Raw genomic sequence first — 21981 nt, 5'->3', positions numbered from 1 at the left:
AGGGATTAGTGCGGTTCTGCCGTCATGACAAGACACGTATTTTGTCCACCGAAGCCAAAAGAGCTGGAAAGCACGGCGGAGACGCTGGCTTCGCGCTTCACATTGGGCACGACATCGAGAATGATTGCCGGATCGGGATTGTCATAGTTGATCGTTGGCGGGATCGTTCCCGTCTCGATGGTGAGCATCGAGAACACGGCTTCAATGGCACCGGCGGCGGTCAAGGTGTGACCGATCATGGACTTGTTCGACGAGGTTGGCAGCGAGGAAATGCGCTCGCCAAAGACGGTCGAGAGTGCAAGATATTCCATCTTGTCGTTCTCGGGTGTCGAGGTGCCATGCGCGTTGATATAATCAATCGCGTCTTCCTTGATGCCTGCATCGTCAAGTGCGGCACGAACCGCGCCGATGGCGGGCGAGCCGTCGGGCTTCGACCGGGTGCGGTGGAAATCATCGGCCTTTTCGCCGCAACCGCGCATGATCCCAAGAATCTTGGCGCCGCGTGCGACGGCCGATTCCAGTGATTCCATGACAAGCGCGCCGGAACCTTCGGCCATGACGAAGCCGTCTCGATCCTTGGAGAAGGGCTTTGCCGCCTTGTGGGCAGGATTGTTCTGGGTGGAAAGGGCCGACAGCAGAGAGAAGCGCACCAGAGCTTCGGCCGAAACGGAGCCGTCTGTACCGATGGACAGGACGCGGTCGCTTTCGCCGCGCCGGATGGCTTCGACGCCCAGCTGAATGGCCGTCGCGCCCGATGCACAGGCAGTCGACAGGGTTATCGGCAAACCGCGCGTGCCGAATGTATCGGCGAGGCGCTCGGCGATGTAGCCGAATTCGGTGGTGTGGAACATGGCTTCCTGCGATCCGCGGCGGCAAGCAGCGAGAAGCAGGTCATAGCCTGGTTCGCCCTCGCTCTTCACCAGAGCATCAAGGGCAAAGCGGTTACGCCATTCAAGTTCAACCGGCGGTGCGGCAAGGAACAGCGGCCCGCCGAAATTTTCCGTGTCGAAACCGGCCTGCGCAATGGCTTCCTCGGCGGCAAGCGATGCCAGTTTTTCCGACAGGGCTGACGCGCCTTCATGGCTCTCTTTGAGAAAATCAACCGTACCGGCAATCTGCGTGCGCAGATTGTCGAGGGCAAAGCGGGTGATCGTGTGGATGCCCGAGGTACCTGATGTCAGTGCGGCCCAGTTGTCCTTTTTGCCCTGTCCGAGCGAGGAAACAACGCCAAGGCCGGTGACGGCAACGAGCGGGCGGCCAAGATGGTCAGTGTATTTCGACATGTGCCAGTCCCTTAAACTTTGACGAGGCGAGCGACGCCTTCGCCCCGGGTTGCGCCGATCGAGGTCGCCAGTGCCGTATCGAGACCGCCGGAAGCGACCTTTTCATTTGTTGCATCGATGGGCGGGAACGCCGCTCCATGAAACAGGCTGAGTGCAGCCAGCCCTACAGCCAGCGGGAACTGTGCTTCGCGCAGATGGCCGACCCTGCCTGCAACACCGCGAACAGCGGCAGAGGCAAACACATCAAGCGCTGCTTTTTCCGTTGCCGTGATGCCGTGCGCACCGGTTGCGCCGGATACAATGAGACCAGCAGCCCTGTCGGCGGTTGCCGCACCTACCAGCTTGGCAATGGTTTCCTTCAGGTCCTCGCGCTTGCGGCGGATCTGGGCGCTGTAGATGCCGTCGATTGCCGCATAGACGCGGGCGCCGCGCTTGGCCGCATGGTCAGCGCTTTCCAGAACGAGGAATGCGCCGCCGGAACCCGTGATAACGCCGCCGCCAGCCGTGCCTTCGCGCTGCCAGAGTGGCGCCCAGCCATCGGATTTCAGCATGCCGTTGAGCTCGTAGCCGAGCAGCATGTCGGGGTGTTCGGAATTGTACGAGCCGCCGACGAGCGCATGCGTGCTCTGACCGGAGCGAATACGGGCGGTTGCTGTATCAAGAGCGGAAATGCCAGCGCCTTCTTCGCCCATGAATGTACGCGACGAGCCGGTCACTTTGTGGACGATTGAAATATTGCCGGCGAGCAGGTTGGACAGCTGCGCCAGAAACAGCGTCGGACGCAGTTCGGTCGTCAGCTTTTCGTTGAGCATGGTGCCGAGATCATTGCGCACGCGCGCTTCAGCGAGAATCTGCGTGTCGACGGTCACATCGCGTTCACCGCCACCGGCGGCAACGACCATGTCCATGGTCGAACAGAGCGCTTCATCGTCCTTGATACCGGCATCCTGCAGCGCGAGACCGGCAGCGTAGGTTCCCAGGCGCTGCCAGGTTTCCATCTGCCGCTGATCGCCGCGTTTCGGGATCTGGTTGTTCCAGTCGACTTCACCGAGCGGGTGAACCGTGTAGGGTTTGAACGTCTCGCTATCGATGCGGGGATCGGCTTGACTGTTCAGGGCTTGCCAATGGGCGTCGGCGCCTTCACCCAGGGATGAGATCAGTCCGATACCAGTGATAACGACGGTGTTGTTCTGCATTGTCTCGCAGCACCGCTGATACGGTGCACCCGGTTAGGTGAATATGGCCAGTCTGGAATGGATATCCAGAAATCAGGCGTTCTTGGCAGCGACCAGTTCGTCGATCTTGGCGCACAGGTTCTTCAGAACGAAGTATTCTTCGGTCGGAACCTTGCCGTCATTGACTTCCTGCGTCCACTGCTCGAGCGGGATCTTGATACCGAAGGCCTTGTCGATCGCAAAAACGATGTCGAGGAAGTCAAGGCTATCGATGCCGAGATCGTCAATCGTGTGGCTTTCCGGCGTGATGGAATCGCGGTCGATTTCGCTGGTTTCAGCGATAATATCGGCGACCTTGTCAAATGTTGAGGTCAATTCAGTTTCCTTTTGCTTCCGGTGCCCGGTTAAAGGCACTGATGTCTGATGAGGCGGTATCTAGCGTTTTTCATGGCCAAGGGAAAGACCGAATTACCCTGTCCATTGTTACTCCAGCATATTCCGCTGTCAGTCGAAAATAATCCTGCCTGCAATATGAACCGTTTCCCCCGCTTCGGGAGGCGAGACCACTACCGCTTCCGTCGGACGCGGGACGATGCCGGTCAGTGCTGTTATATTGGCACGGTCAGTCATCATTACCAGATTGCCGGAGCTTTTGAATTCAGCAATCACCGTGCGAATCTGATCAATCTGCGATTGTTTCTGCGTTTCGTCCTCGGGTAGCGGACCGAGAGCGGCAAGAATCTCCATAGGAACGCCGCTGAACGCCAGCCGCGCGGTTTCCTGGGCATTGCAGGTCGGGCTCGTCAGTATCTTGTCGATTCGCACTGCTTTTGCAGCAAAGCGCGCGCCGAGCTTTTGTGCCAGCTGATGGCCCCGGTCCGAAAGGGTGCGGATTTGCGTGCAGTCGACGGAATTGTCCGTGGAGGGGCTTAATGTCCCTGATACATCGGCGCCTTGTAACAGGACCGTATAGCCGCCACGCCCCAATCTAGCCCAGGCTGCATCGGTTGCTAATGCTGGCGGAATGCACAGGAGGACGCCCGATATCAGCGTCAGCATCGAAAAGGCAGAAAATCGCAATGGCTTCAACATGCATACTCCTTAGCAGTGGAGATGGGGTTTTGGCGAAGAAAAATAAAGTGAAAAGCCGTGATTGCCTTGCACCGCCGATGCAGCGGGCTTATTGCGGAAGACAATGGGTCTCGTTCAAACAATCATTGTAGTTTTTGGAGTGATTGCCGTCGCTTACGCAGCGGCGCACTTCAGGCTGCTCGACGAACGGGTGGGCGACGGGCTTTCCGAATTCGTTTTCATGATAGCCGCGCCGTTGCTGCTGTTCAGGACGATGGTCACGGCGGATTTTCATGGCTCGGCCCCGTGGGGGCTGTGGACAGCCTATTTTACCGGGCTTGCTGTTGCCTGGGCGCTGTCTGATCTGGCAATCAAGGTGATTTTTCGCAGGGATAACCGGGCAGGCGTGGTCGCCGGGGTTTCCGGTGCTTTTTCCAATCTTGTGTTTCTGGGCATGCCGTTGATGCTCGGAGTGTATGGTCAGGACGGTTTTGCGATCCTGTCGCTGATTGTTGCCGTTCATATGCCAAGCGTGATGGCTGCCTCGATCACCCTGCATGAGATCGCCTTGCGCCGTGACGGCGTGTTTCAGGGGGAAGGCAGTCTTCGCACCGTGGTTGTCTCGTTTTTCAAGAGCCTCCTGCGCAATCCCTTTGTTCTGGGAATTCTCGCCGGATGGCTTTGGCGTTTGACGGGACTGCAATTGCCTTCCATGGTCGATTCTCTGGTCCAGCTGCTGGGGAGCGTTGCCGGACCGGTGGCGCTGTTCGCTATGGGAATGGGTCTGAAGAAATTCGGCATATCGGGACACTTGGCCGCTTCGCTGGTCATAGCGATGATCAAACTCTTTGTCATGCCTGCGATCGTGCTGGCAATGGCACTGGCCATTGGTCTCACACCGTTCACCGCCAAGATCGCGGTGGTGGCTGCGGCCCTGCCGGCGGGCGTGAACTCCTATCTCATTGCGACCAAATTCAGGACCGCCGAGGCTCTGGCCTCCAATTCAATGGTCATCGCGACGGCGCTTTCTGCTGTGACAATGGTATTCTGGGTGACGATCGCGACGCACTTTTTCGGATAGGGAAGGCTGTTGCAGCTTTTGCCAAAAAGGAGCAGGGTGGCGGTCAAAGGCGCCATACAAGGCGGCCTCTCACGGAACTCACAAAATCAGTGGACCAAACGCTCCGCCTTCAATTTCAGGGAGAATTATGATGTTGCAGAAATCCAGCCAGTTCATGAAACAGGCCAATCTGATCAATGGCGAATGGGTGGCCGCAGATTCCGGCAAGACGATTGACGTCATCAATCCGGCAACCGGCCTGAAGATCGGCACTGTCCCCAATTCCGGCAAGGCTGAAACACAGCGCGCGATCGATGCGGCGGCTGAGGCGTTCAAAACCTGGCGCAAGACATCCGTGCTTGAGCGCTCCAAACTGATGCGCAAGCTGCATGACGCCATCCTCGATAATCAGGACGCACTGGCCGAACTTCTGACACTGGAACAGGGCAAGTCACTGACCGAAGCCAAGGGCGAGATCGGCATGTCGGCCGCCTACATTCTCTGGTACGCGGAAGAGGCACGCCGCACCTATGGCGACGTGGTTCCATCCCCATGGGCTGACCGCCGTATTCTCGTGACAAAGGAACCTCTCGGGGTAATCGGCGCGATCACTCCGTGGAATTTCCCGTCCTCGATGCTTGCGCGCAAGATCGGCCCGGCGCTGGCTTCCGGTTGCACAGCTGTGGTCAAGCCTGCAACGCAGACACCCTATTCCGGTCTGGTCTGGGGTGCGCTCTGTGAAGAAGTCGGTATTCCGAAGGGTGTTGTGAACATTCTCACCGGTTCGGCTTCGGAAATCGGCGGCGAGATCACCAGCAACCCGCTGGTTCGCAAGATCACATTCACCGGTTCGACTGAGATCGGCAAGATTCTGATCAAGCAGGCCGCGGATACGGTGAAGAAGGTTTCGATGGAACTGGGCGGTAACGCACCGTTCATCGTGTTCAACGATGCGGATCTGGACCGTGCCGTCGACGGCGCCATTGCAGCGAAATTCCGCAATTCCGGCCAGACATGCGTTTGTACCAACCGTTTCCTCGTGCAGTCCGGCATCTATGATGCGTTTGTCGAGAAATTTGCTGCTGCAACGGACAAATTGAAGATTGGCAATGGTCTTGATGCCGGAACACAGCAGGGGCCGCTGATCGATGACAAGGCCGTCGCGAAGGTGGAGGAATTTATTGCCGACGCCAAGCAGAAGGGCGGCAAGATTATCACCGGCGGCAAGCGCCATGCACTTGGCGGCAGCTTCTTCGAGCCGACGGTCATCGGTGATGCGACGCCTGATATGCTGTTCACCACGGAAGAAATTTTCGGACCTGTTGCACCCATCTACAAATTCGAAACCGAGCAGGAAGCCATTGATCTGGCCAACAATACGCAGTTTGGCCTCGCCTCATACTTCTACACGCAGGACCTTGGACGGGTGTTCCGTGTCTCCGAAGGTCTGAAATACGGCATGGTCGGTGTCAATGAAGGGATGATCACAACGGTGGAAGCCCCGTTCGGCGGCCTGAAGGAATCCGGTCTTGGCAAGGAAGGTGGACATCAGGGCATCGAAGACTATCTCGACACCAAATATGTCTGCATTGGCGGTCTGGGGCTGTAATACTGATGAACACGGAAATTTTTGGCCATACGGCCGATGGCGAGGCAGTTCACCGCATTACGATATCAGGCGGTGGACTGACCGCCAAAGTGCTTACCTGGGGCGCAGTCATTCAGGATTTGCGCCTCAAGGGGCACGAAGCTCCTTTGGTGCTCGGCTATCAGGATTTTGCCGATTACCCCCTGCATTCACCTTATTTGGGCGCGACCGTGGGCCGGTCAATCAATCGCATCCGTGATGGCGAGCTTGTCATTGATGGCAAGACTTTCGAGCTTGAGCGCAATTTCCATGGCCGCCACAATATCCATGGCGGCAGCAAAGGTGCGGGCAAACGCAACTGGAATGTTGTGGCTGTTGGACCTGATTACGTTACGCTGACAATTCTGCTCGCGGACGGCGAGAGCGGCTTTCCCGGCAATCTGACGATCACCTGCACCTATATGCTGGAGTCGAAGGGAACGCTGGTGGTCCGCCTCGATGCTGTGACGGATAAGCCGACCATGTGCAATCTGGCGCATCACAGCTATTTCAATCTCGATGATGGCGGCAAGACGGACGCGCTTGATCATCAGGTCAAGATTGGTGCCGATGCCTATCTTTCGGTGAACGATGATCTGTTGCCGGACGGGCGGGTTCTGCCGGTTGCGGGAACGACGCATGATTTCCGCGAGTTCCGAACCATTCGCCGCGAGGAGAACGGCAAACAGGTTGTCTATGATAATAATTTCTGTGTTTCCAGCCAGCGTCGCCCGTTGCATTGGGTGGCATCGGCCAAGGGTGCGGATAGCGGAATACAACTGGACGTTCTGACGACAGAACCCGGCGTGCAGCTCTATGCCGCCAATACGCTGGGTGGCCGTCCGCCTATCGGGCTTACCGGACAGACCTACGAGAATTTTGCAGGTTTCTGCTTTGAAACACAGAACTGGCCGGATTCCACGCATTTTCCGTATTTTCCGCAGGCGATCCTGCGTCCGGGCCAGTCTTACAGCCAGTTGACGCAATATGCTTTCAAGAAGGCCAAGGTTTAGGATCTGCAAATCCCGTGGCGCGTGGTTCGTGGTTTGACAAGCTCGGCATGAGGGAGATGGTAGCTGCAGTGCCAATCGCAAAGATTGCAGAATACGGCTCCCTGCAATCCTCACTCTCCCTCATGGTGAGCTTGTCGAACCACGCACTCCGGCACTGCTTCAGGCGGATAATGACCCCGCTTAGGTGTTGAATGCCTTGCGGGCTTCGTCCATCGGGGCGAGAGCGCCGTGAAATTCGACCACCCGCGCGGCAACTTTGTGCGCACGGCGTGCGGCTGCCACCGGTTCGAGACCGGCCAGGCGCGAGGCGATGTAACCGCCATTGAAACTGTCACCGGCACCGGTGGTGTCGACCGCATTGGCGCGAATGGCCGGGACCTGTTCATGCCTGCCATCAGCAATGACGAGTGCCGGCTCCGTCCCGTCCTTCACCACGATTTCCCGTACGCCATAGCTGGTGATGCGCACGGCAGTGTCCTCGGGCGTGGCGTCGCCAAAAAGCGCGTTCTCATCCGGGAATGTCGGCAGAGCGATGTCAGCGACGTGGTAGGCGTCAATGAGCGCCTGCTTTGCAGTGTCGGCATTTTCCCAAAGGCGCGGGCGATAATTCGCGTCAAAAGCGACAAGCGTGCCCTGCCTGCGGGCATTGCTGACGGCGTTCAGCACATTCTGGCGGCCTTTGGGACTGAGAATTCCCATGGTGATGCCGGAAAAATAGATGATCTTCCGCCCCTCGAGACTGAGAGCGAGAGCGTGCGGATCATCGCCGAGATGACGCGCAGCCGAATCGTTGCGCCAATAGGTGAATGACCGCTCGACACCGGTCAGTGTGATCGCATAAAGGCCCGGGCGCGCACCCACGATAACAGGGCTGTGCGCCGTGTTGATGCCATTGTCCTTCAGAAAGGCGCGTTGCTTGACGGAGAACGGATCATCACCGAAAGCGGTTACATAATCGACAGCGAAATCGGCATCGGTGAGGGCACGCACATACCAGCTGGTGTTGAGCGTATCGCCAGCAAAGCCCATGCGCCACTGGTCACCATTGGCTCCGGACAATTCAATCATACACTCGCCGATGGCTGCAAACCCGACCATGAAATCCTCCACAACATGCGTTCGGTGCGAACTGATATACGAGTGCGGTGGCTCTGTCATTTGCTAAAAATGCGGGCTGTCATCGAAGCTTAATCGTGCGATGTTAGACGGCAAACGCATTTGAAGGATCCAGAAGGAGGTTTCGTTGTCCCGCGTTACGACAATTGAAGAACTTGAGGCGATTTACGGCAATGGTGCGATTGCAGAAGCATCCACCGCCAAGGTCACGGATCGCATCATTCCCGAGTACCGGAAACTCATCGAAGGCTCGCCGTTTGTAGCGCTGGCAACGAGCGGCCCGGAAGGGCTGGATTGTTCGCCGCGCGGCGATCTTGCCGGATTCATCCGCATTCATGACGAGCGGACGCTGATGATGCCCGACAGGCGCGGCAACAATCGCGTTGATTCCCTGCGTAATATCATCCGCGATCCGCGCATCGCGCTGCTCTTTCTGATACCGGGTCTGAACACGACGTTCCGCGTCAACGGAAGGGCGTTCATCGATACGGATCAGGCATTGCTCGACAGTTTCATCATGGATGGCAAGGCGCCGCGCTCGGTCATCGTGATGGAGGTTGAAGAAGCCTATTTTCAGTGCGCCCGGGCGCTTATTCGCTCCGAACTCTGGAATCCCGCAAAACACCGCTCGCCCAAGGAATTTCCGACACCGGGACAGATGCTGGCGGCGCTCAGCGAAAACCGTGTGGGCGGCGACACCTATGACAGTGAATGGGCTGCACGCGCTGCCAAGACCATGTGGTAGGCCGCGTTCAACGCATGGAGGCATTCAATGAAACCGGCGGGTGCTTCCAGAACAGTTACCAGCGGTAGAAACTGGCTGCCGTTCCGCTCGCTTGCCGGATGGAGACTGTCAGACCTCAATGGCGATGTCATTGCAGGCCTGACGCTGGCAGCCATCGCCATCCCCGAGCAAATGGCAACGGCGCGTCTCGGCGGTTTCGCACCGGAGATCGGCTTTTTCGCCTTCATCGCCGGTTCGCTGGCTTTTGCCATCTTCGGCACCAGCCGTCATCTCTCCGCCGGTGCGGATTCAACCATCACGCCGATTTTTGCGGGCAGCCTCGCGTTGCTTGCCACAACAGGGTCGCCGGAGTTCGGCCTTCTGGCTGCTGCTCTCGGTTTGATCGTTGGGCTGATCGTCGTGGCGAGCGGCCTTTTGCGGCTCGGCTGGATTGCCGATCTCCTGTCTGTTCCCGTCACAACGGGCTTTCTCGCGGGTATTTCAATCCACATCATCATCTCGCAACTGCCGGGTTTGTTGGGCATAGCCGCACAATCGGGTGATGTTTTTCAGCGCGTGTCGGCAACCATCGCCAGTTTCGCGCAGATCAATCCGTACAGCCTTGCCATCGGTGCCGGTGTCTTTCTCATCGTGTTTCTGTCCGAGCGGATCAATGCGCGGATACCGGGGGCGCTGCTGGGGCTTGTCGCCTCCACCCTCGTGGTGGTGTTTCTGGGTCTTCAAAGCCGCGGCGTTTCGGTTCTTGGGCCGCTTCCCAACAGTCTTCCGCATGTTTCTGTGCCGAAAATCGGCTTTGAGGAACTGCGCAGCATGCTTCCCCTTGCACTGCTCGTCGCCGTGGTGGTGATGGTACAAACGGCGGCGACGACACGGTCCTTCGTTGCAAAAAACGGGGATGCGCCTGACGTCAACCATGACTTCATCGGTGTTGGCGCGGGCAGCATTCTTTCTGGCTTGTTCGGTGCGTTTCCGGTCAATGCCAGCCCGCCGCGCACTGCTATTGTTGCAGAGACTGGCGGCCGGTCGCAGGTTAGCGGCCTGATCGCTGCCGCAATCGTCCTTGCCCTTGTGATGTATGGTGGTCAGATGCTGGCAGAGGTTCCGCATGCGGCGCTGGCGGGTATCCTGTTGTTCGTGGCCCAAAGGATTATCCGCTGGCAGACAATTGCCGCCGTCTATCGGGAAGCGCGGGGCGAATTCGGTCTCATCCTGATCACCATGGCGGCGATTGTCACGCTGCCCATCGAAGCGGGTGTTACCATCGGTATCGGCCTGTCGCTGCTGCATGGTCTTTGGGCTGTGATGCGTGCCCGCCCGATCGAGTTTGAAAAGGTGCCGGGCAGTTCGATCTGGTGGCCTCCCAGCGCGGCAAAGGGCGGCGAGAAGATACCCGGTGTTCTGGTGGTGGCTTTTCAGGCGCCACTGTCTTTCGTCAATGCCGATGATTTCAAGCGTGGTCTGTGCAGCACCATTGGTGCGGGCGGCTCATCACTCAATCTTGTTGTCCTTGAAGCGAGCAGTATCATCGAAATTGATTATACCGCATCGCAGGCTCTGGCCGACGTGATAAATTTCTGCCGGACCTCGGGTGTGAAATTTGCCATCGCGCGACTGGAATCCGTGCGCGCGCAGGACGCCTTGTCCCGTTTCGGGCTTATTGCTTTGCTCGGACCGGAAAACATCTTTCACAGTGTCGATGATGCCATCAGAAAACTGGCGCCCAGCGTGGAGAAGCAATGATGCAGATATCCGGAGCACGGGAACCCATTGTAACACCGGTTGCGATCAAGGACCTGCGACCGACGCAGATCACGGTCGGGATGCGGGAAGTCGACGAAAAGCGCAAGAAATGGCGCCAGCAGAAGGGTGAAAAAGGCGGCAAGTTTCTGGGCGAGCACATGATCCCTGTTGTGCTTGGACCCAACCGGCGCCATTATGTCATTGACCATCATCATCTTGCCCGGGCGCTGCACGAGGAGGGGGTGAAACATATCCTCGTGACCGTTGTGAGCGACCTGTCCGGACTTGAAAAGGACGCGTTCATGGTCGTTCTCGACAATCGCGGCTGGATGCATCCTTTCGACGATGAGGGCAAACGGCGCGACTACGGGGCTATTCCAAAATCGATCAAGGATCTGGCGGATGATCCGTTCCGCAGCCTTGCGGGGGAATTGCGCCGCGCTGGTGGTTTTGCCAAGGATACGACACCTTTCAGCGAGTTTCTGTGGGCGGATTTCCTGCGGCGCAGAATAGGCCGCAAGACGGTTGAAACAGACTTCGATACGGCTCTCAATCGCGCCCTCAAGGAAGCCAAGGGCGATGCAGCCGGATATCTGCCGGGCTGGTGCGGGTCTGTAATGGATTACGAGTGAATTGACGCTTGGCATTCCCATTGTGCGTGGTTCGACAAGCTCACCATGAGGGAGAGTGGTGCTGTAAGGCTAACCGGAAATATTGCAGCATCAGCAATGTTGCAGAATATACCCCCTGCAATCCTCGTTCTTCCTCATGGTGAGCTTGTCGAACCACGAACCACGGGAATGCAACTTCCATAATTATTAGATCATGGACCTTCCATCGATCGCAATCTCCATCCGGTCGGCGGCAAAGCGGCTTTTGGCGTACTCAATCGGTTTGCCTTCCATGTCGACATTGATAGCCGTGGATACCAGAACGATGGCGCCGGGGGAGAGGCGCAGATGCCGCAAATCCTCCGCGTCTGCATGGCGGGCCGCGATAATGGTCGATTTGCGCAGATAGTCGTCGATGCCCGCAGCCCGCAGGGCAGCAGTGATCGAGCCTGACTCCCGGTAATCCTCGACGATATTGGGAACGCGCGCGATATCGAACCATACGGTTGCGCAGGAGATCGGATTGCCGTCCGCCGTGTGCATGGAATCGATCCGTATCACTTGGCCACCTGTCATGCCGAGGGCCGAAGCCACTTCTTCGCTCGGATCTTCGATGCTGTGCCCCAGCACTATACCTTTTGTCTCGCGCACCTGTGTCGACATGATTTCGGAAAACCGCGTCCGTTCACCGATGCGATAAGTGAGCTTCTTGCTGTTGGCAACGAACGTGCCACGGCCCTGCTCGGCGCGCAGAACGCCTTCCTTGGTCAGGGCGGCAATGGCGCTGCGAATGGTGTGGCGGTTGACCGCGAACCGTTCGGCCAGCGTGACCTCCGGCGGCAGCCTGGCACCGCTCGGCATTTTCCCCACCGTGATATCGCCACGAATCTGGTCGGCAATCTGCCGCCAGACGGCAACACCACTGTTGCGGGTGATGAATCGCGCGGATTTCACGTTTTGTCATGCTCCTGTCATTGACGGGATTTATAGGTAAGTTTATTGTCTAGTTGTATAGATGAATAGACAAATCTGAGCGAGATGTCAATGATCAAAGAAGATACGCAGTCCACGAAAACCGGTAGCGGGCCGGATCTGCAGCGGAAGGCCGCGATGGCCTTGCTGGCGCAGGCGACCGCGCCTGAAATAGCGGCCTTCTGGGCCGGATGGGGCGACAAGCCCGAGGTCGAAACCCTGCGCGGTCCGGAAACCGGCCTCGTCATGCTGCGCGGCCGTATCGGTGGCGCGGGTGCTCCCTTCAACCTGGGGGAGGCGACCGTGACCCGTGCGACGGTACGGCTCGGCAATGGTGCGGTCGGGCATGCCTATGCACTCGGTCGTCACCGGGAAAAGGTGCGGCTCGCCGCCGTCTTCGACGCGCTCTGGCAGCAGCCGGAATGCCGCGAAGCGGTGGAAGAGGTGGTGCTTGCGCCGATCGCCGATCGTCTTGAACGCAATCGCACGTTGAAGCACGCCGAGACGGCAGCCACCAAGGTCGACTTTTTCACAATGGTACGGGGTGACGACTGATGCGTTCCGATACACAAATTTTCGAGGGTGGTTTCAGCGACAGCGTGCTGAACGCACAAACCGTTTTCCGGGCACTGATGGATGCCATGGCCAACCCCGGCAGGATCGTCGAGGTGAGTGATCTTGCCACGCCGCCTGCGCCGCTGACCCCCTTGGCCGCGTCGATAGCTGCGACCCTGTTCGATCACGATGCAACGGTGTGGTGTGACCGGGCGATTTCCGGCTCGACCGCGTCCACCGGATGGTTGAAGTTCCATACCGGCCTCGAATTGACTGGCGAAACGGCCGATGCCGATTTTGCCCTGATCAGCGATGTGGCAACGATGCCCTCGCTTGAATCCTTCTGCCGCGGCACGTCGGAATATCCTGACCGGTCGACGACACTGATCCTGCAGATCGACGGTTTCGATGGTGCGGAAACGCTTGTTCTCGAAGGGCCGGGGATCAAGGATTCCATGGCGTTTTCCCCCAGCCAGCTGCCGAGAATGTTCATTGATCAATGGGCCGGCAATCGCGCTGCTTTTCCGCGCGGTGTCGACCTGATCTTTGCCGGCAAGGGTGTGCTTGCCGCACTGCCCCGCACCACGCGCATCAAGAAGACGGAGGCCTGAACCATGTATGTTGCAGTCAAGGGCGGTGAAGCCGCAATCCGCAATGCACACAAGCTTCTGGCCGACCGGCGCCGCGGCGACCGGGATGTTGCGCCGATCCAGCTTGATCAGATTGTCGAGCAGATGTCGCTCGCCGTTGACCGGGTCATGGCCGAGGGTTCGCTCTACGATCCTGAACTTGCGGCTCTTGCCATCAAGCAGGCGCGCGGTGATCTGATCGAGGCGATTTTTCTCGTGCGTGCCTACCGGACGACATTGCCCCGTTTCGGCTACACCAAGGCGCTGGAAACGGCACAGATGCAGATCGAACGGCGGATTTCGGCCACGTTCAAGGATCTCCCCGGCGGGCAGCTGCTGGGTCCGACATTTGATTATACGCACCGTCTGCTCGATCCTGAATTGGCGGAAGACGCACCGATTGAAGCGCCTGATCAGCGCGAAGAGCCGGAGGTTTTCACACCCCGGGTGACCGACATCCTCGGTCATGACGGCATGATAGAAGAGGACGGCGAACTGCCGGAAGGCGCAGTCGCCGGCGACCTGACCCGCGAACCGCTGACCTTCCCGCTGGAGCGCGATCTGCGCCTGCAGGCACTGGCGCGCGGTGATGAAGGCTTTCTGCTTGGGCTCGCCTATTCGACCCAGCGCGGTTATGCCCGCAGCCATCCCTTTGTCGGTGAAATCCGCATCGGCGAAGTCGAGATCGAGCTTGATGTTGCCGAGTTGGACTTCCCGCTGACACTCGGGACGATCCGCGTCACGGAATGCCAGATGGTCAACCAGTTCAAGGGGTCGGCAAAGCAACCGCCGCAGTTCACCCGCGGCTATGGTCTGGTTTTTGGCCAGAGCGAACGCAAGGCCATGTCGATGTCGCTGTGCGACCGTGCCTTGCGGGCAAGGGAGCTCGGGGAAGATATCACCGCTACCGCGCAGGACGAGGAATTCGTCATTTCCCACAGCGACAATGTGCAGTCGACGGGTTTCGTCGAGCATCTGAAATTGCCGCATTACGTGGATTTCCAGGCTGAACTCGATCTCATCCGGCGCATGCGCGCCGAACATGAGCACAACCGGTTGGCAGGCGTTGAAACCAAAGAGGCAGCAGAATGACCGATCTAGCGACCTATAATTTCGCCTATCTGGATGAACAGACCAAGCGGATGATCCGCCGCGCCATCCTGAAGGCCATTGCCATTCCGGGTTATCAGGTGCCGTTCGCCTCGCGCGAAATGCCGATGCCCTACGGCTGGGGCACCGGCGGCGTTCAGGTGACTGCTGCCGTTCTCGGTCCAGACGATACCTTGAAAGTGATCGACCAGGGTGCCGATGACACGACGAATGCCGTGTCGATCCGGGCTTTTTTCCAGAAAGTAGCCAATGTCCGGGTGACCACGAAAACAGCGGATGCCACGATCATCCAGACGCGCCATAGGATTCCCGAGGCGCAGCTGCAGGCCGGACAAATCCTCGTCTATCAGGTGCCGATCCCGGAGCCGTTGCGGTTTCTCGAGCCACGCGAGACCGAAACGCGCAAGATGCATGCGCTCGAAGAATACGGACTGATGCACGTGAAGCTCTACGAAGACATTGCCCGCCACGGCCATATCGCCACGACCTATGCCTATCCGGTGAAAGTCGAGGGGCGTTATGTGATGGATCCATCGCCGACACCGAAGTTCGACAATCCGAAGATGCATATGTCACCGGCATTGCAGCTTTTCGGGGCAGGGCGTGAAAAGCGCATCTATGCGGTTCCGCCCTATACGGAAGTGGTCAGTCTCGATTTCGAAGACCATCCCTTTGAAATCCAGACATTTTCCCAGCCATGCGCCCTGTGCGGAGCAAAGGGCAGCTATCTGGACGAGGTCATTCTCGATGACAAGGGCGGCAGCATGTTTGTCTGTTCGGATACGGATTTTTGTGAAGACCGGCAGGCCAAGGGGCATCGCGGTGCGCTGGCGGCAGATACTGCGGAGGCAGCGGAATAAACATGAGCGATACACCTCTTTTGAAGGTCAAAGACCTTTCCAAGTTCTACGGCAGCCGCATTGGCTGCCAGAATGTCTCATTCGAGCTGTGGCCGGGCGAAGTGCTGGCGATTGTCGGTGAATCCGGGTCGGGCAAGACCACATTGCTCAACTGTCTGGCAACGCGTCTTGCCCCGTCGGCTGGCTCGGTGGAATACCGCATGCGCGATGGCCAGTTCCGCGATCTCTACCGCTTGAGCGAGGCGGAACGCCGGTTCCTCATGCGCACGGACTGGGGTTTCGTCCACCAGAATCCGGCCGATGGCTTGCGGATGACCGTATCCGCCGGTGCCAATGTCGGCGAGCGGCTGATGGCCATCGGCGACAGGCATTATGGCAATATCCGTGCGACGGCCACCGACTGGCTAGGCCGGGTGGAAATTGCCTCCGATCGTATCGACGACCAGCCGCGCGCCTTCTCGGGCGGCATGCGCCAACGTCTGCAGATTGCACGTAATCTCGTCACAAATCCCCGGCTTGTCTTCATGGATGAGCCGACCGGCGGTCTCGATGTGTCGGTACAGGCCCGTCTGCTCGATCTTTTGCGCGGGCTGGTGAGTGATCTCGGACTGGCCGCTATTGTCGTCACCCATGATCTGGCGGTCGCCCGGCTGCTCTCACACCGGATGATGGTGATGAAGGATGGCCATATCGTTGAAACCGGTTTGACCGACCGCGTGCTTGACGATCCGCAGGCGCCTTACACCCAGCTTCTCGTTTCCTCCATCCTGCAGGTTTAGCATCATGCCAACACCTCTCGTTGTTTCCGATGTCGCCAAGAGTTTCACCATGCATCTGCGCGACGGTATCCGCCTGCCCGTGGTGGCGAATGTTTCGTTTTCCATCAAAGCGGGCGAATGTGCCGTTCTCGGCGGTCCGTCCGGTGCGGGCAAAAGCTCGATCCTCAAAATGGTCTATGGCAATTATGCCGTCGATCAGGGCCAGATCATTGTGGCCTATGGCGACCGGCTGGTGAACCTGGCGACCGCCGATCCGCGCACCATTCTTGGTGTGCGCCGTGACATGATCGGTTATGTCAGCCAGTTTCTCCGCACCGTACCGCGTGTGTCGGCGCTGGATGTGGTCGCCGAACCGCTGGTGGCGCGCGGTATCGACCGCACCGAAGCGCGTGACAAGGCTGCGGCCCTGCTAGCCGGGCTCAACCTGCCCGAACGGCTCTGGTCCTTGCCGCCAGCCACGTTCTCCGGCGGCGAGCAGCAGCGCGTCAATATTGCGCGCGGTTTCATCACCGATCATCCGATCCTGCTTCTGGACGAGCCGACGGCTTCGCTCGACGCCAAAAATCGTGTGGTGGTTGTTTCCATGATCCGCAGCAAGAAGGCGGCGGGGATCGCCATGCTCGGCATTTTCCACGATGAAGATGTGCGCGAGGCCGTGGCCGACCGTATCATCGACGTCACCGCATTTGCGGTACAAAGCGAGGCAGCATGACCCGGCTTTCCCCAACACCGCTCATTCACGCAACCGCCAGCGTCGAGGACTGCGAACTCGGCCGCTATACGGAGATTTCCGAGCGCTGCCGCATCAGCGAGACAAAGCTCGATGATTATTCCTACATCATGCAGGACGGTTCGGTCTGGTGCGCCACAATCGGCAAGTTCGCCAATATCGCTGCCAGCGTGCGCATTAACGCGACCAATCATCCGACGTGGCGTGCGACATTGCATCACTTCACCTATCGTGCCGGCGATTACTGGGACGATGCGGGTCCGGAAGAGGCCTTTTTCGAATGGCGCCGGACCAATCAGGTCCGCATCGGCCATGATGTCTGGATCGGTCATGGAGCGACCGTTTTGCCGGGTGTTACCGTCGGCGATGGTGCTGTGATCGGAGCGGGCGCGGTGGTCTCACGCGATGTTGATCCCTATACGATTGTCGGCGGTGTTCCTGCCCGCAAAATCCGTGACCGTTTCGACCGAAAGACCGCAGAACGCCTGCAAACGCTGGCGTGGTGGAACTGGGATCATACACGTCTGCGTGGTGCTCTGGACGATTTTCGCGCGCTGGATATAGACGCATTTCTTGAAAAACATTCGGCCTGAGTACGGCTGTCCCCAGTTGTCACGTAAGTGCAATAAAAGTGCCATCGCACCTTCACACTAGGGCTTTAGGACAGGGCAATACCAACAAGGATTGGCCTATGCTGAAGATTGAAAACGTGACGCGTCGCTTTGGCAGCAATATTGCCATCGACAATGTCAATGTTGAAATTCCGCAGGGGCAGATGGTCGGAGTCATCGGTCGCTCGGGTGCAGGCAAGTCGACATTGCTGCGCATGATCAACCGCCTGATCGATCCTTCCGAAGGGTCGATCATCTTCGAAGGCAAGGATGTGGCGAAGCTGAACGGCTCCGCGCTGCGAAACTGGCAACGCGATTGCGCGATGATCTTTCAGCAGTTCAACCTTGTTCCCCGCCTCGATGTCCTGACCAATGTCCTCCTCGGACGCCTGAACCACCGATCCACTATCAAAAGTCTTCTGGGCATTTTCTCACGGGAAGAACGTGCCATGGCAATCGCCGCACTCGAGCGGCTCGATATTGCCAAAACCGCCCTGCAGCGGGCCGGAACACTCTCCGGCGGACAACAGCAGCGCGTCGCCATCGCCCGGGCGCTCATGCAGAACCCCAAAGTCATTCTTGCCGACGAACCCATCGCCTCCCTCGATCCGCGCAACGCGCAGGTGGTGATGGAGTCCCTGCGGGATATCAATGAGAAAGAGGGGCTCACCGTCATCACCAATCTGCATACACTGGATACAGCGCGGCATTTTTGCGAGCGCATTATCGGCATGCAGGGCGGCAAGGTGGTTTTCGACGGAACGCCGGATGATCTGACCGAGGCCGCCGCCCGCCGCATCTATGGCGCTGATGGCTTGAAGGATGCCTTTTCGGAAGCCATCACGTCGACAAGCATTGCGCGCCATGCGCCGACACCAATCCCCGAATTAGAGGCCATTCTGGCCGCGCGTTGAGCGCAAAACGGATCGGCTTGCCCACGTAACGGGCTCAAGTCCACATAAAAAACCTTGGAAGCTTTGACAGGAGAGATAGTCATGTTGCTTAAGAAAGCCCTTATGGGTGCGATCGCAATCAGCGCCGTGTTTGCCGGCTCGATGGCTCGTGCAGAAAACCTTGAAACGTTTCGCGTCGGTATCATTGGCGGCGAAAACGAAGCAGACCGTCTGCGTAACTATCAGTGCATCGTCGACAAGCTGCCGAAAGTTCTCGGCGTCAAGGACGTCAAGCTGTTCCCGGCGACGGATTATGATGGCGTCATCCAGGGCCTGCTCGGCGGCACCCTCGACTATGCGGAATTGGGCGCTTCTGGCTTTGCCAAGATTTACCTGACCAATCCAAAGGCTGTTGAGCCAATCCTGACGACCGTCCAGACCGACGGTGCGACCGGTTACTACTCGATCATGGTTGCCCGCAAGGACAGCGGTATCAAGACGCTGGCCGACATGAAGGGCAAGAAGCTCGGCTTTGCCGATCCTGATTCCACGTCCGGTTACCTGATCCCGGTTACGTCCCTGCCGAAAGACATCAAGACTTCAGTCAAGGAATACTTCTCCGAAACCGGCTTTGGCGGTGGTCATGAAAACCTCGTTCTGGCTGTCAAGGACGGCAAGTTCGATGCTGGCACGACATTCGGCTCCGGCGTTGGTTCGTTCGATGAAGGCTATACTTCGGGCAACCTGCGCAAGATGGTCGACAAGGGCCTGATCGACATGAAGGATTTCGTCGAACTCTGGAAGTCACCTCTGATCCCGAACGGCCCGATCGTCATCCGCACCTCGCTGGATGCCGACCTGAAGAACAAGTTCAAGGCCTTCATGCTCGATCTGCCGAAGAGCGATCCTGCTTGCTTCGCAGCCACAATGGGCGGCGATTTCAAGAGCTATACTGAGGTCAACACCCAGTTCTATCAGCCCATCATCGACGCCCGCAAAGCGCAGATCGGCGGATAAGCCAGACCACATCATCACGGCCAGTTCTGCGGAACTGGCCGTGATTTTGTATGCGGCACCTTGAAGGATGTTTGCAATGAGCAGAACCGCTTCCACTGAGTTGTCGTCCGACGGCATCCAGATCGAACGGCACTGGCAGGAACTTGCCGGACGCCGCCGGGCCTATAGCTGGATCATCGCCATAGGGCTGCTGGTGACGATTGCCGGGTCGCTGTGGTTTGCCAATGAATCCAATGCGGGCAAGTTCTTCGACCGTTTGCCGCATCTCTTCGATTTTGCCGGGGACCTGATCCCGCGCGACGGATGGGAAGTCTGGCGCGCCATGTTCGATTTGCCGTCGCCCTATTTCGACGGAAGTCTGAAATATGACTATCCGGAAGGGCGGGTCTACCTTTTCGGCGGGTTTTACATGCCCGAATATTTCTACAAGATGCTGGAGACGCTCAATATTGCGATTCTGGCGACGCTTGCCGGTTTCATCTTCGGTTTCATGGTCTGCTTTCTCGCGGCCAAGAACCTCGTAAAAAACCGGTTCATCCGGTTTGCAGCACGGCGTTACATGGAAATCCTGCGCGCCTTTCCGGAAATCGTCATTGCCGGGTTCTTTGCGGCCATCCTGTCGCTCGGGCCTATCCCGGCCATGTTCGCCGTCGGTATTCACACGATTGGTGCCCTCGGCAAGCTGTTCTTCGAAGTGGTCGAGAATGCCGACATGAAGGCGGACGAGGGGCTGCGTGCCGTCGGTGCCAACTGGTTCGAGCGGGTGGGCTTCGGCATCGTGCCGCAGGTCATGCCGAATTTCATGTCCTATGCGCTCCTGCGGCTTGAGATCAATGTGCGTGCATCGACCATTATCGGCGCCGTTGGCGGCGGCGGGATCGGTGAGGAACTGCGTTTATCGATCGGGCGCGGGCATCAGGCCAAGACGCTGGCAATCATCCTGCTCCTGTTCGTGACCATCATTGCCGTGGATCAGTTTTCCGCATGGCTGCGCCGGCGCCTCGTTGGCGAGCAGGCTTTCACTGTCGGTGGTTAGGATAATATCATGAGCGCTATCACAGTTGACGCCATTGCCGATTTCGAGGCCCGGTATCCTGCCGTTTTCAATCCACCATTCTGGCGCCGCTTCATGCCCGTGCTGATTGCAGCGGGCATCGTGGCCTATGTGTTTTATTGCTGGTGGTTCTTTTCCATCGGCACCGTGCTTGCCAGTGGGCAGTGGCAGCGCGCCGAACTTTACGCCCGTGACTGGGTGTCCTATGCCATCAAGACAACCGTGCGGCCGGGGCCGACGGGCGCGACTGTCAGCTATCCCCGGTTTTCCGAGCTGGGTGACAATCCGAACCCGAGCTGGGTCGTCAAGGACGGCAACAATGTCACCATCCTGTTCGGTCCGGACAAGAAGCTGGATATCAACGACCAACGCGTGATCGTCACGCGGGGCGGGGAGAACCTGACGGTTCTGCTCGCGACGGACGGTGCCAAGCCGCAGGGGTCGCTGCCAAGCTGGGCAACCCTCAAAGAGGATCAGGTGTCGGTGAGTTTCGGGTTCGCCGGGCAGGCGGATATCATTCCGCAGCGGGTCGTCGTGAGCCGCCGTTTTCTGGGCTGGGCAAATTTTGTCTTCGATACGAACTCGCCGTTCTGGGGCAAATCCTTTGGCGAGGTGGCATCGCTGATCATCAGCGGTGAACGCATCAAGCCTGAGATGTCGAATGCATCGCTTGCTTTCGACAATATCTGGTTCAACTCATCATGGCAGCACGGCGATGTCTGGACAAAACTGCTGCAGACCATCGTCATGGCCTTCATGGGCACGCTCATGGCATCGTTGCTGTCGTTTCCGCTGGCCTTCATTGCAGCGCGCAACATCACGCCGAACTTTTTTGCCAACCAGATCACCAAGCGCTTTTTCGACTTCCTGCGCTCGGTGGATATGCTGATCTGGGCGCTGTTCTTCACCCGTGCGTTTGGCCCCGGACCGCTCGCCGGTATTTCGGCGATTTTCTTCACCGATACCGGCACGCTCGGCAAGGTCTATTCGGAAACGCTCGAGAATATTGATGACAAGCAGCGAGAGGGTGTCAAATCCGTCGGTGCATCTCCGGCCAATGTGCAGCGTTATGGTGTTTTGCCGCAGGTCCTGCCCGTTTTCGCCAGCCAGGCGCTGTATTTCTGGGAATCCAATACGCGCTCGGCCACCATAATCGGTGCCATGGGTGCGGGTGGTATCGGCCTCAAATTGTGGGAAGCCATGCGGACCAATACCAATTGGCACAATGTCGCCTATATGGTCGTCCTCATCCTTGTTGTGATATTCATTTTTGACGGCATTTCGAATGCACTGCGATCCCGTTTGACCGGAAAGAGCCAACATTAGAGCA

At 58.2% G+C, this 21981-nt stretch carries 23 protein-coding genes; 17 read left to right on the top strand and 6 right to left on the bottom strand.

Annotation, left to right across the window (positions count from 1 at the left end; translation table 11 throughout):
* Positions 1–5: 5 nt before the first annotated feature.
* The 4 genes from FHW16_RS10945 to FHW16_RS10930 form a co-directional block, all read right to left on the bottom strand.
* Positions 6–1283, bottom strand: coding sequence for a beta-ketoacyl-ACP synthase (locus FHW16_RS10945; RefSeq protein WP_182549227.1), 1278 nt, complete (start codon positions 1281–1283; stop codon positions 6–8).
* 11 nt (positions 1284–1294) lie between these two features.
* Positions 1295–2479: a beta-ketoacyl-ACP synthase gene (locus tag FHW16_RS10940; RefSeq protein WP_182549226.1), complete on the bottom strand. Its 1185-nt coding sequence runs from the start codon at positions 2477–2479 to the stop codon at positions 1295–1297.
* A 72-nt stretch (positions 2480–2551) separates the two neighbouring features.
* The gene (locus tag FHW16_RS10935; RefSeq protein WP_182549225.1) at positions 2552–2833 is read right to left on the bottom strand and encodes an acyl carrier protein; all 282 of its coding nucleotides are present in this window, start codon (positions 2831–2833) and stop codon (positions 2552–2554) included.
* A gap of 129 nt (positions 2834–2962) precedes the next feature.
* Positions 2963–3550 (bottom strand): histidine phosphatase family protein, encoded by a 588-nt coding sequence (locus FHW16_RS10930; RefSeq protein WP_182549224.1) that lies wholly within the window; start codon positions 3548–3550, stop codon positions 2963–2965.
* A gap of 103 nt (positions 3551–3653) precedes the next feature.
* Here FHW16_RS10930 and FHW16_RS10925 point away from each other — a divergent pair, with 103 nt between their 5' ends.
* From FHW16_RS10925 to FHW16_RS10915, 3 genes are all read left to right on the top strand, one after another.
* Entirely contained in the window at positions 3654–4610 is a 957-nt protein-coding gene (locus FHW16_RS10925) for an AEC family transporter (protein ID WP_182549223.1), read from the top strand.
* A 130-nt stretch (positions 4611–4740) separates the two neighbouring features.
* The gene (locus FHW16_RS10920; RefSeq protein ID WP_182549222.1) at positions 4741–6198 is read left to right on the top strand and encodes an NAD-dependent succinate-semialdehyde dehydrogenase; all 1458 of its coding nucleotides are present in this window, start codon (positions 4741–4743) and stop codon (positions 6196–6198) included.
* Positions 6199–6203: 5 nt separating this feature from the next.
* A complete protein-coding gene (locus tag FHW16_RS10915) occupies positions 6204–7229 on the top strand; it encodes an aldose epimerase family protein (protein WP_182549221.1) in 1026 nt (341 codons plus the stop codon).
* Positions 7230–7409: 180 nt separating this feature from the next.
* On the opposite strand, the gene FHW16_RS10910 is transcribed toward FHW16_RS10915, so the two are convergent.
* Positions 7410–8327 (bottom strand): sugar kinase, encoded by a 918-nt coding sequence (locus FHW16_RS10910; RefSeq protein ID WP_182549220.1) that lies wholly within the window; start codon positions 8325–8327, stop codon positions 7410–7412.
* Between the two features lie 145 nt (positions 8328–8472).
* On the opposite strand from FHW16_RS10910, the gene FHW16_RS10905 reads away from it, so the two are divergent.
* Genes FHW16_RS10905 through FHW16_RS10895 form a run of 3 tightly spaced genes read left to right on the top strand, consistent with a single transcriptional unit; the run spans position 8473 to position 11462 of the window.
* Positions 8473–9090 (top strand): pyridoxamine 5'-phosphate oxidase family protein, encoded by a 618-nt coding sequence (locus FHW16_RS10905; protein WP_182549219.1) that lies wholly within the window; start codon positions 8473–8475, stop codon positions 9088–9090.
* A 27-nt stretch (positions 9091–9117) separates the two neighbouring features.
* Complete coding sequence (locus FHW16_RS10900) at positions 9118–10830, top strand: SulP family inorganic anion transporter (RefSeq protein ID WP_182549218.1); 1713 nt, start codon at positions 9118–9120, stop codon at positions 10828–10830.
* 5 nt (positions 10831–10835) lie between these two features.
* Entirely contained in the window at positions 10836–11462 is a 627-nt protein-coding gene (locus FHW16_RS10895) for a ParB-like protein (RefSeq protein WP_182549496.1), read from the top strand.
* 186 nt (positions 11463–11648) lie between these two features.
* Here the strand turns inward: FHW16_RS10895 and phnF are convergent, their stop codons facing one another.
* Positions 11649–12395: a phosphonate metabolism transcriptional regulator PhnF gene (gene phnF, locus FHW16_RS10890; RefSeq protein ID WP_182549217.1), complete on the bottom strand. Its 747-nt coding sequence runs from the start codon at positions 12393–12395 to the stop codon at positions 11649–11651.
* Positions 12396–12479: 84 nt separating this feature from the next.
* Here phnF and phnG point away from each other — a divergent pair, with 84 nt between their 5' ends.
* From phnG to phnE (FHW16_RS10835), 11 genes are all read left to right on the top strand, one after another.
* Positions 12480–12968: a phosphonate C-P lyase system protein PhnG gene (gene phnG / locus FHW16_RS10885; protein WP_182549216.1), complete on the top strand. Its 489-nt coding sequence runs from the start codon at positions 12480–12482 to the stop codon at positions 12966–12968.
* Positions 12968–13579 carry a phosphonate C-P lyase system protein PhnH gene (gene phnH / locus FHW16_RS10880; protein ID WP_182549215.1) on the top strand — a complete coding sequence of 204 codons (612 nt, stop codon included), beginning with the start codon at positions 12968–12970 and terminating at the stop codon, positions 13577–13579. Before phnG ends, phnH begins: the two co-directional genes overlap by 1 nt.
* Positions 13580–13582: 3 nt before the next feature.
* On the top strand, positions 13583–14689 hold the full coding sequence (locus FHW16_RS10875) for a carbon-phosphorus lyase complex subunit PhnI (RefSeq protein ID WP_182549214.1): 1107 nt from the start codon (positions 13583–13585) through the stop codon (positions 14687–14689).
* Positions 14686–15567, top strand: coding sequence for an alpha-D-ribose 1-methylphosphonate 5-phosphate C-P-lyase PhnJ (locus tag FHW16_RS10870; protein WP_182549213.1), 882 nt, complete (start codon positions 14686–14688; stop codon positions 15565–15567). The genes FHW16_RS10875 and FHW16_RS10870 overlap by 4 nt, the downstream gene beginning before the upstream one ends.
* Before the next feature lie 2 nt (positions 15568–15569).
* Positions 15570–16346: a phosphonate C-P lyase system protein PhnK gene (gene phnK, locus FHW16_RS10865; protein WP_091877674.1), complete on the top strand. Its 777-nt coding sequence runs from the start codon at positions 15570–15572 to the stop codon at positions 16344–16346.
* Between the two features lie 4 nt (positions 16347–16350).
* Complete coding sequence (phnL, locus tag FHW16_RS10860; RefSeq protein WP_182549212.1) at positions 16351–17058, top strand: phosphonate C-P lyase system protein PhnL; 708 nt, start codon at positions 16351–16353, stop codon at positions 17056–17058.
* The gene (locus tag FHW16_RS10855; protein WP_182549211.1) at positions 17055–17669 is read left to right on the top strand and encodes a DapH/DapD/GlmU-related protein; all 615 of its coding nucleotides are present in this window, start codon (positions 17055–17057) and stop codon (positions 17667–17669) included. The genes phnL and FHW16_RS10855 overlap by 4 nt, the downstream gene beginning before the upstream one ends.
* Positions 17670–17767: 98 nt before the next feature.
* Entirely contained in the window at positions 17768–18601 is an 834-nt protein-coding gene (gene phnC / locus FHW16_RS10850; RefSeq protein WP_182549210.1) for a phosphonate ABC transporter ATP-binding protein, read from the top strand.
* An 84-nt stretch (positions 18602–18685) separates the two neighbouring features.
* Positions 18686–19597, top strand: coding sequence for a phosphonate ABC transporter substrate-binding protein (gene phnD / locus FHW16_RS10845; protein ID WP_182549495.1), 912 nt, complete (start codon positions 18686–18688; stop codon positions 19595–19597).
* 76 nt (positions 19598–19673) lie between these two features.
* Positions 19674–20633, top strand: a complete 960-nt coding sequence (phnE, locus tag FHW16_RS10840; RefSeq protein WP_182549209.1) for a phosphonate ABC transporter, permease protein PhnE — start codon at positions 19674–19676, stop codon at positions 20631–20633.
* Between the two features lie 9 nt (positions 20634–20642).
* Complete coding sequence (gene phnE, locus FHW16_RS10835) at positions 20643–21977, top strand: phosphonate ABC transporter, permease protein PhnE (RefSeq protein WP_182549208.1); 1335 nt, start codon at positions 20643–20645, stop codon at positions 21975–21977.
* Positions 21978–21981: the final 4 nt, after the last annotated feature.

The sequence above is a fragment of the Phyllobacterium myrsinacearum genome (assembly GCF_014138285.1).
Lineage (GTDB): Bacteria > Pseudomonadota > Alphaproteobacteria > Rhizobiales > Rhizobiaceae > Phyllobacterium > Phyllobacterium myrsinacearum_A.
This window is presented reverse-complemented; position numbering and strand designations above follow the sequence as displayed.

Bases quoted from the DNA above. Each gene is read 5' to 3' on its own strand.
- FHW16_RS10915 (WP_182549221.1), top strand. From the start codon at position 6,204: ATGAACACGGAAATTTTTGGCCATACGGCCGATGGCGAGGCAGTTCAC.
- FHW16_RS10945 (WP_182549227.1), bottom strand. From the start codon at position 1,283: ATGTCGAAATACACTGACCATCTTGGCCGCCCGCTCGTTGCCGTCACC.
- phnH (WP_182549215.1), top strand. From the start codon at position 12,968: ATGCGTTCCGATACACAAATTTTCGAGGGTGGTTTCAGCGACAGCGTG.
- FHW16_RS10900 (WP_182549218.1), top strand. From the start codon at position 9,118: ATGAAACCGGCGGGTGCTTCCAGAACAGTTACCAGCGGTAGAAACTGG.
- FHW16_RS10920 (WP_182549222.1), top strand. From the start codon at position 4,741: ATGTTGCAGAAATCCAGCCAGTTCATGAAACAGGCCAATCTGATCAAT.
- FHW16_RS10870 (WP_182549213.1), top strand. From the start codon at position 14,686: ATGACCGATCTAGCGACCTATAATTTCGCCTATCTGGATGAACAGACC.
- phnL (WP_182549212.1), top strand. From the start codon at position 16,351: ATGCCAACACCTCTCGTTGTTTCCGATGTCGCCAAGAGTTTCACCATG.
- phnG (WP_182549216.1), top strand. From the start codon at position 12,480: ATGTCAATGATCAAAGAAGATACGCAGTCCACGAAAACCGGTAGCGGG.
- FHW16_RS10930 (WP_182549224.1), bottom strand. From the start codon at position 3,550: ATGTTGAAGCCATTGCGATTTTCTGCCTTTTCGATGCTGACGCTGATA.
- phnE (WP_182549208.1), top strand. From the start codon at position 20,643: ATGAGCGCTATCACAGTTGACGCCATTGCCGATTTCGAGGCCCGGTAT.
- FHW16_RS10875 (WP_182549214.1), top strand. From the start codon at position 13,583: ATGTATGTTGCAGTCAAGGGCGGTGAAGCCGCAATCCGCAATGCACAC.
- FHW16_RS10925 (WP_182549223.1), top strand. From the start codon at position 3,654: ATGGGTCTCGTTCAAACAATCATTGTAGTTTTTGGAGTGATTGCCGTC.
- FHW16_RS10940 (WP_182549226.1), bottom strand. From the start codon at position 2,479: ATGCAGAACAACACCGTCGTTATCACTGGTATCGGACTGATCTCATCC.
- phnK (WP_091877674.1), top strand. From the start codon at position 15,570: ATGAGCGATACACCTCTTTTGAAGGTCAAAGACCTTTCCAAGTTCTAC.
- phnE (WP_182549209.1), top strand. From the start codon at position 19,674: ATGAGCAGAACCGCTTCCACTGAGTTGTCGTCCGACGGCATCCAGATC.
- phnC (WP_182549210.1), top strand. From the start codon at position 17,768: ATGCTGAAGATTGAAAACGTGACGCGTCGCTTTGGCAGCAATATTGCC.
- FHW16_RS10910 (WP_182549220.1), bottom strand. From the start codon at position 8,327: ATGGTCGGGTTTGCAGCCATCGGCGAGTGTATGATTGAATTGTCCGGA.
- FHW16_RS10855 (WP_182549211.1), top strand. From the start codon at position 17,055: ATGACCCGGCTTTCCCCAACACCGCTCATTCACGCAACCGCCAGCGTC.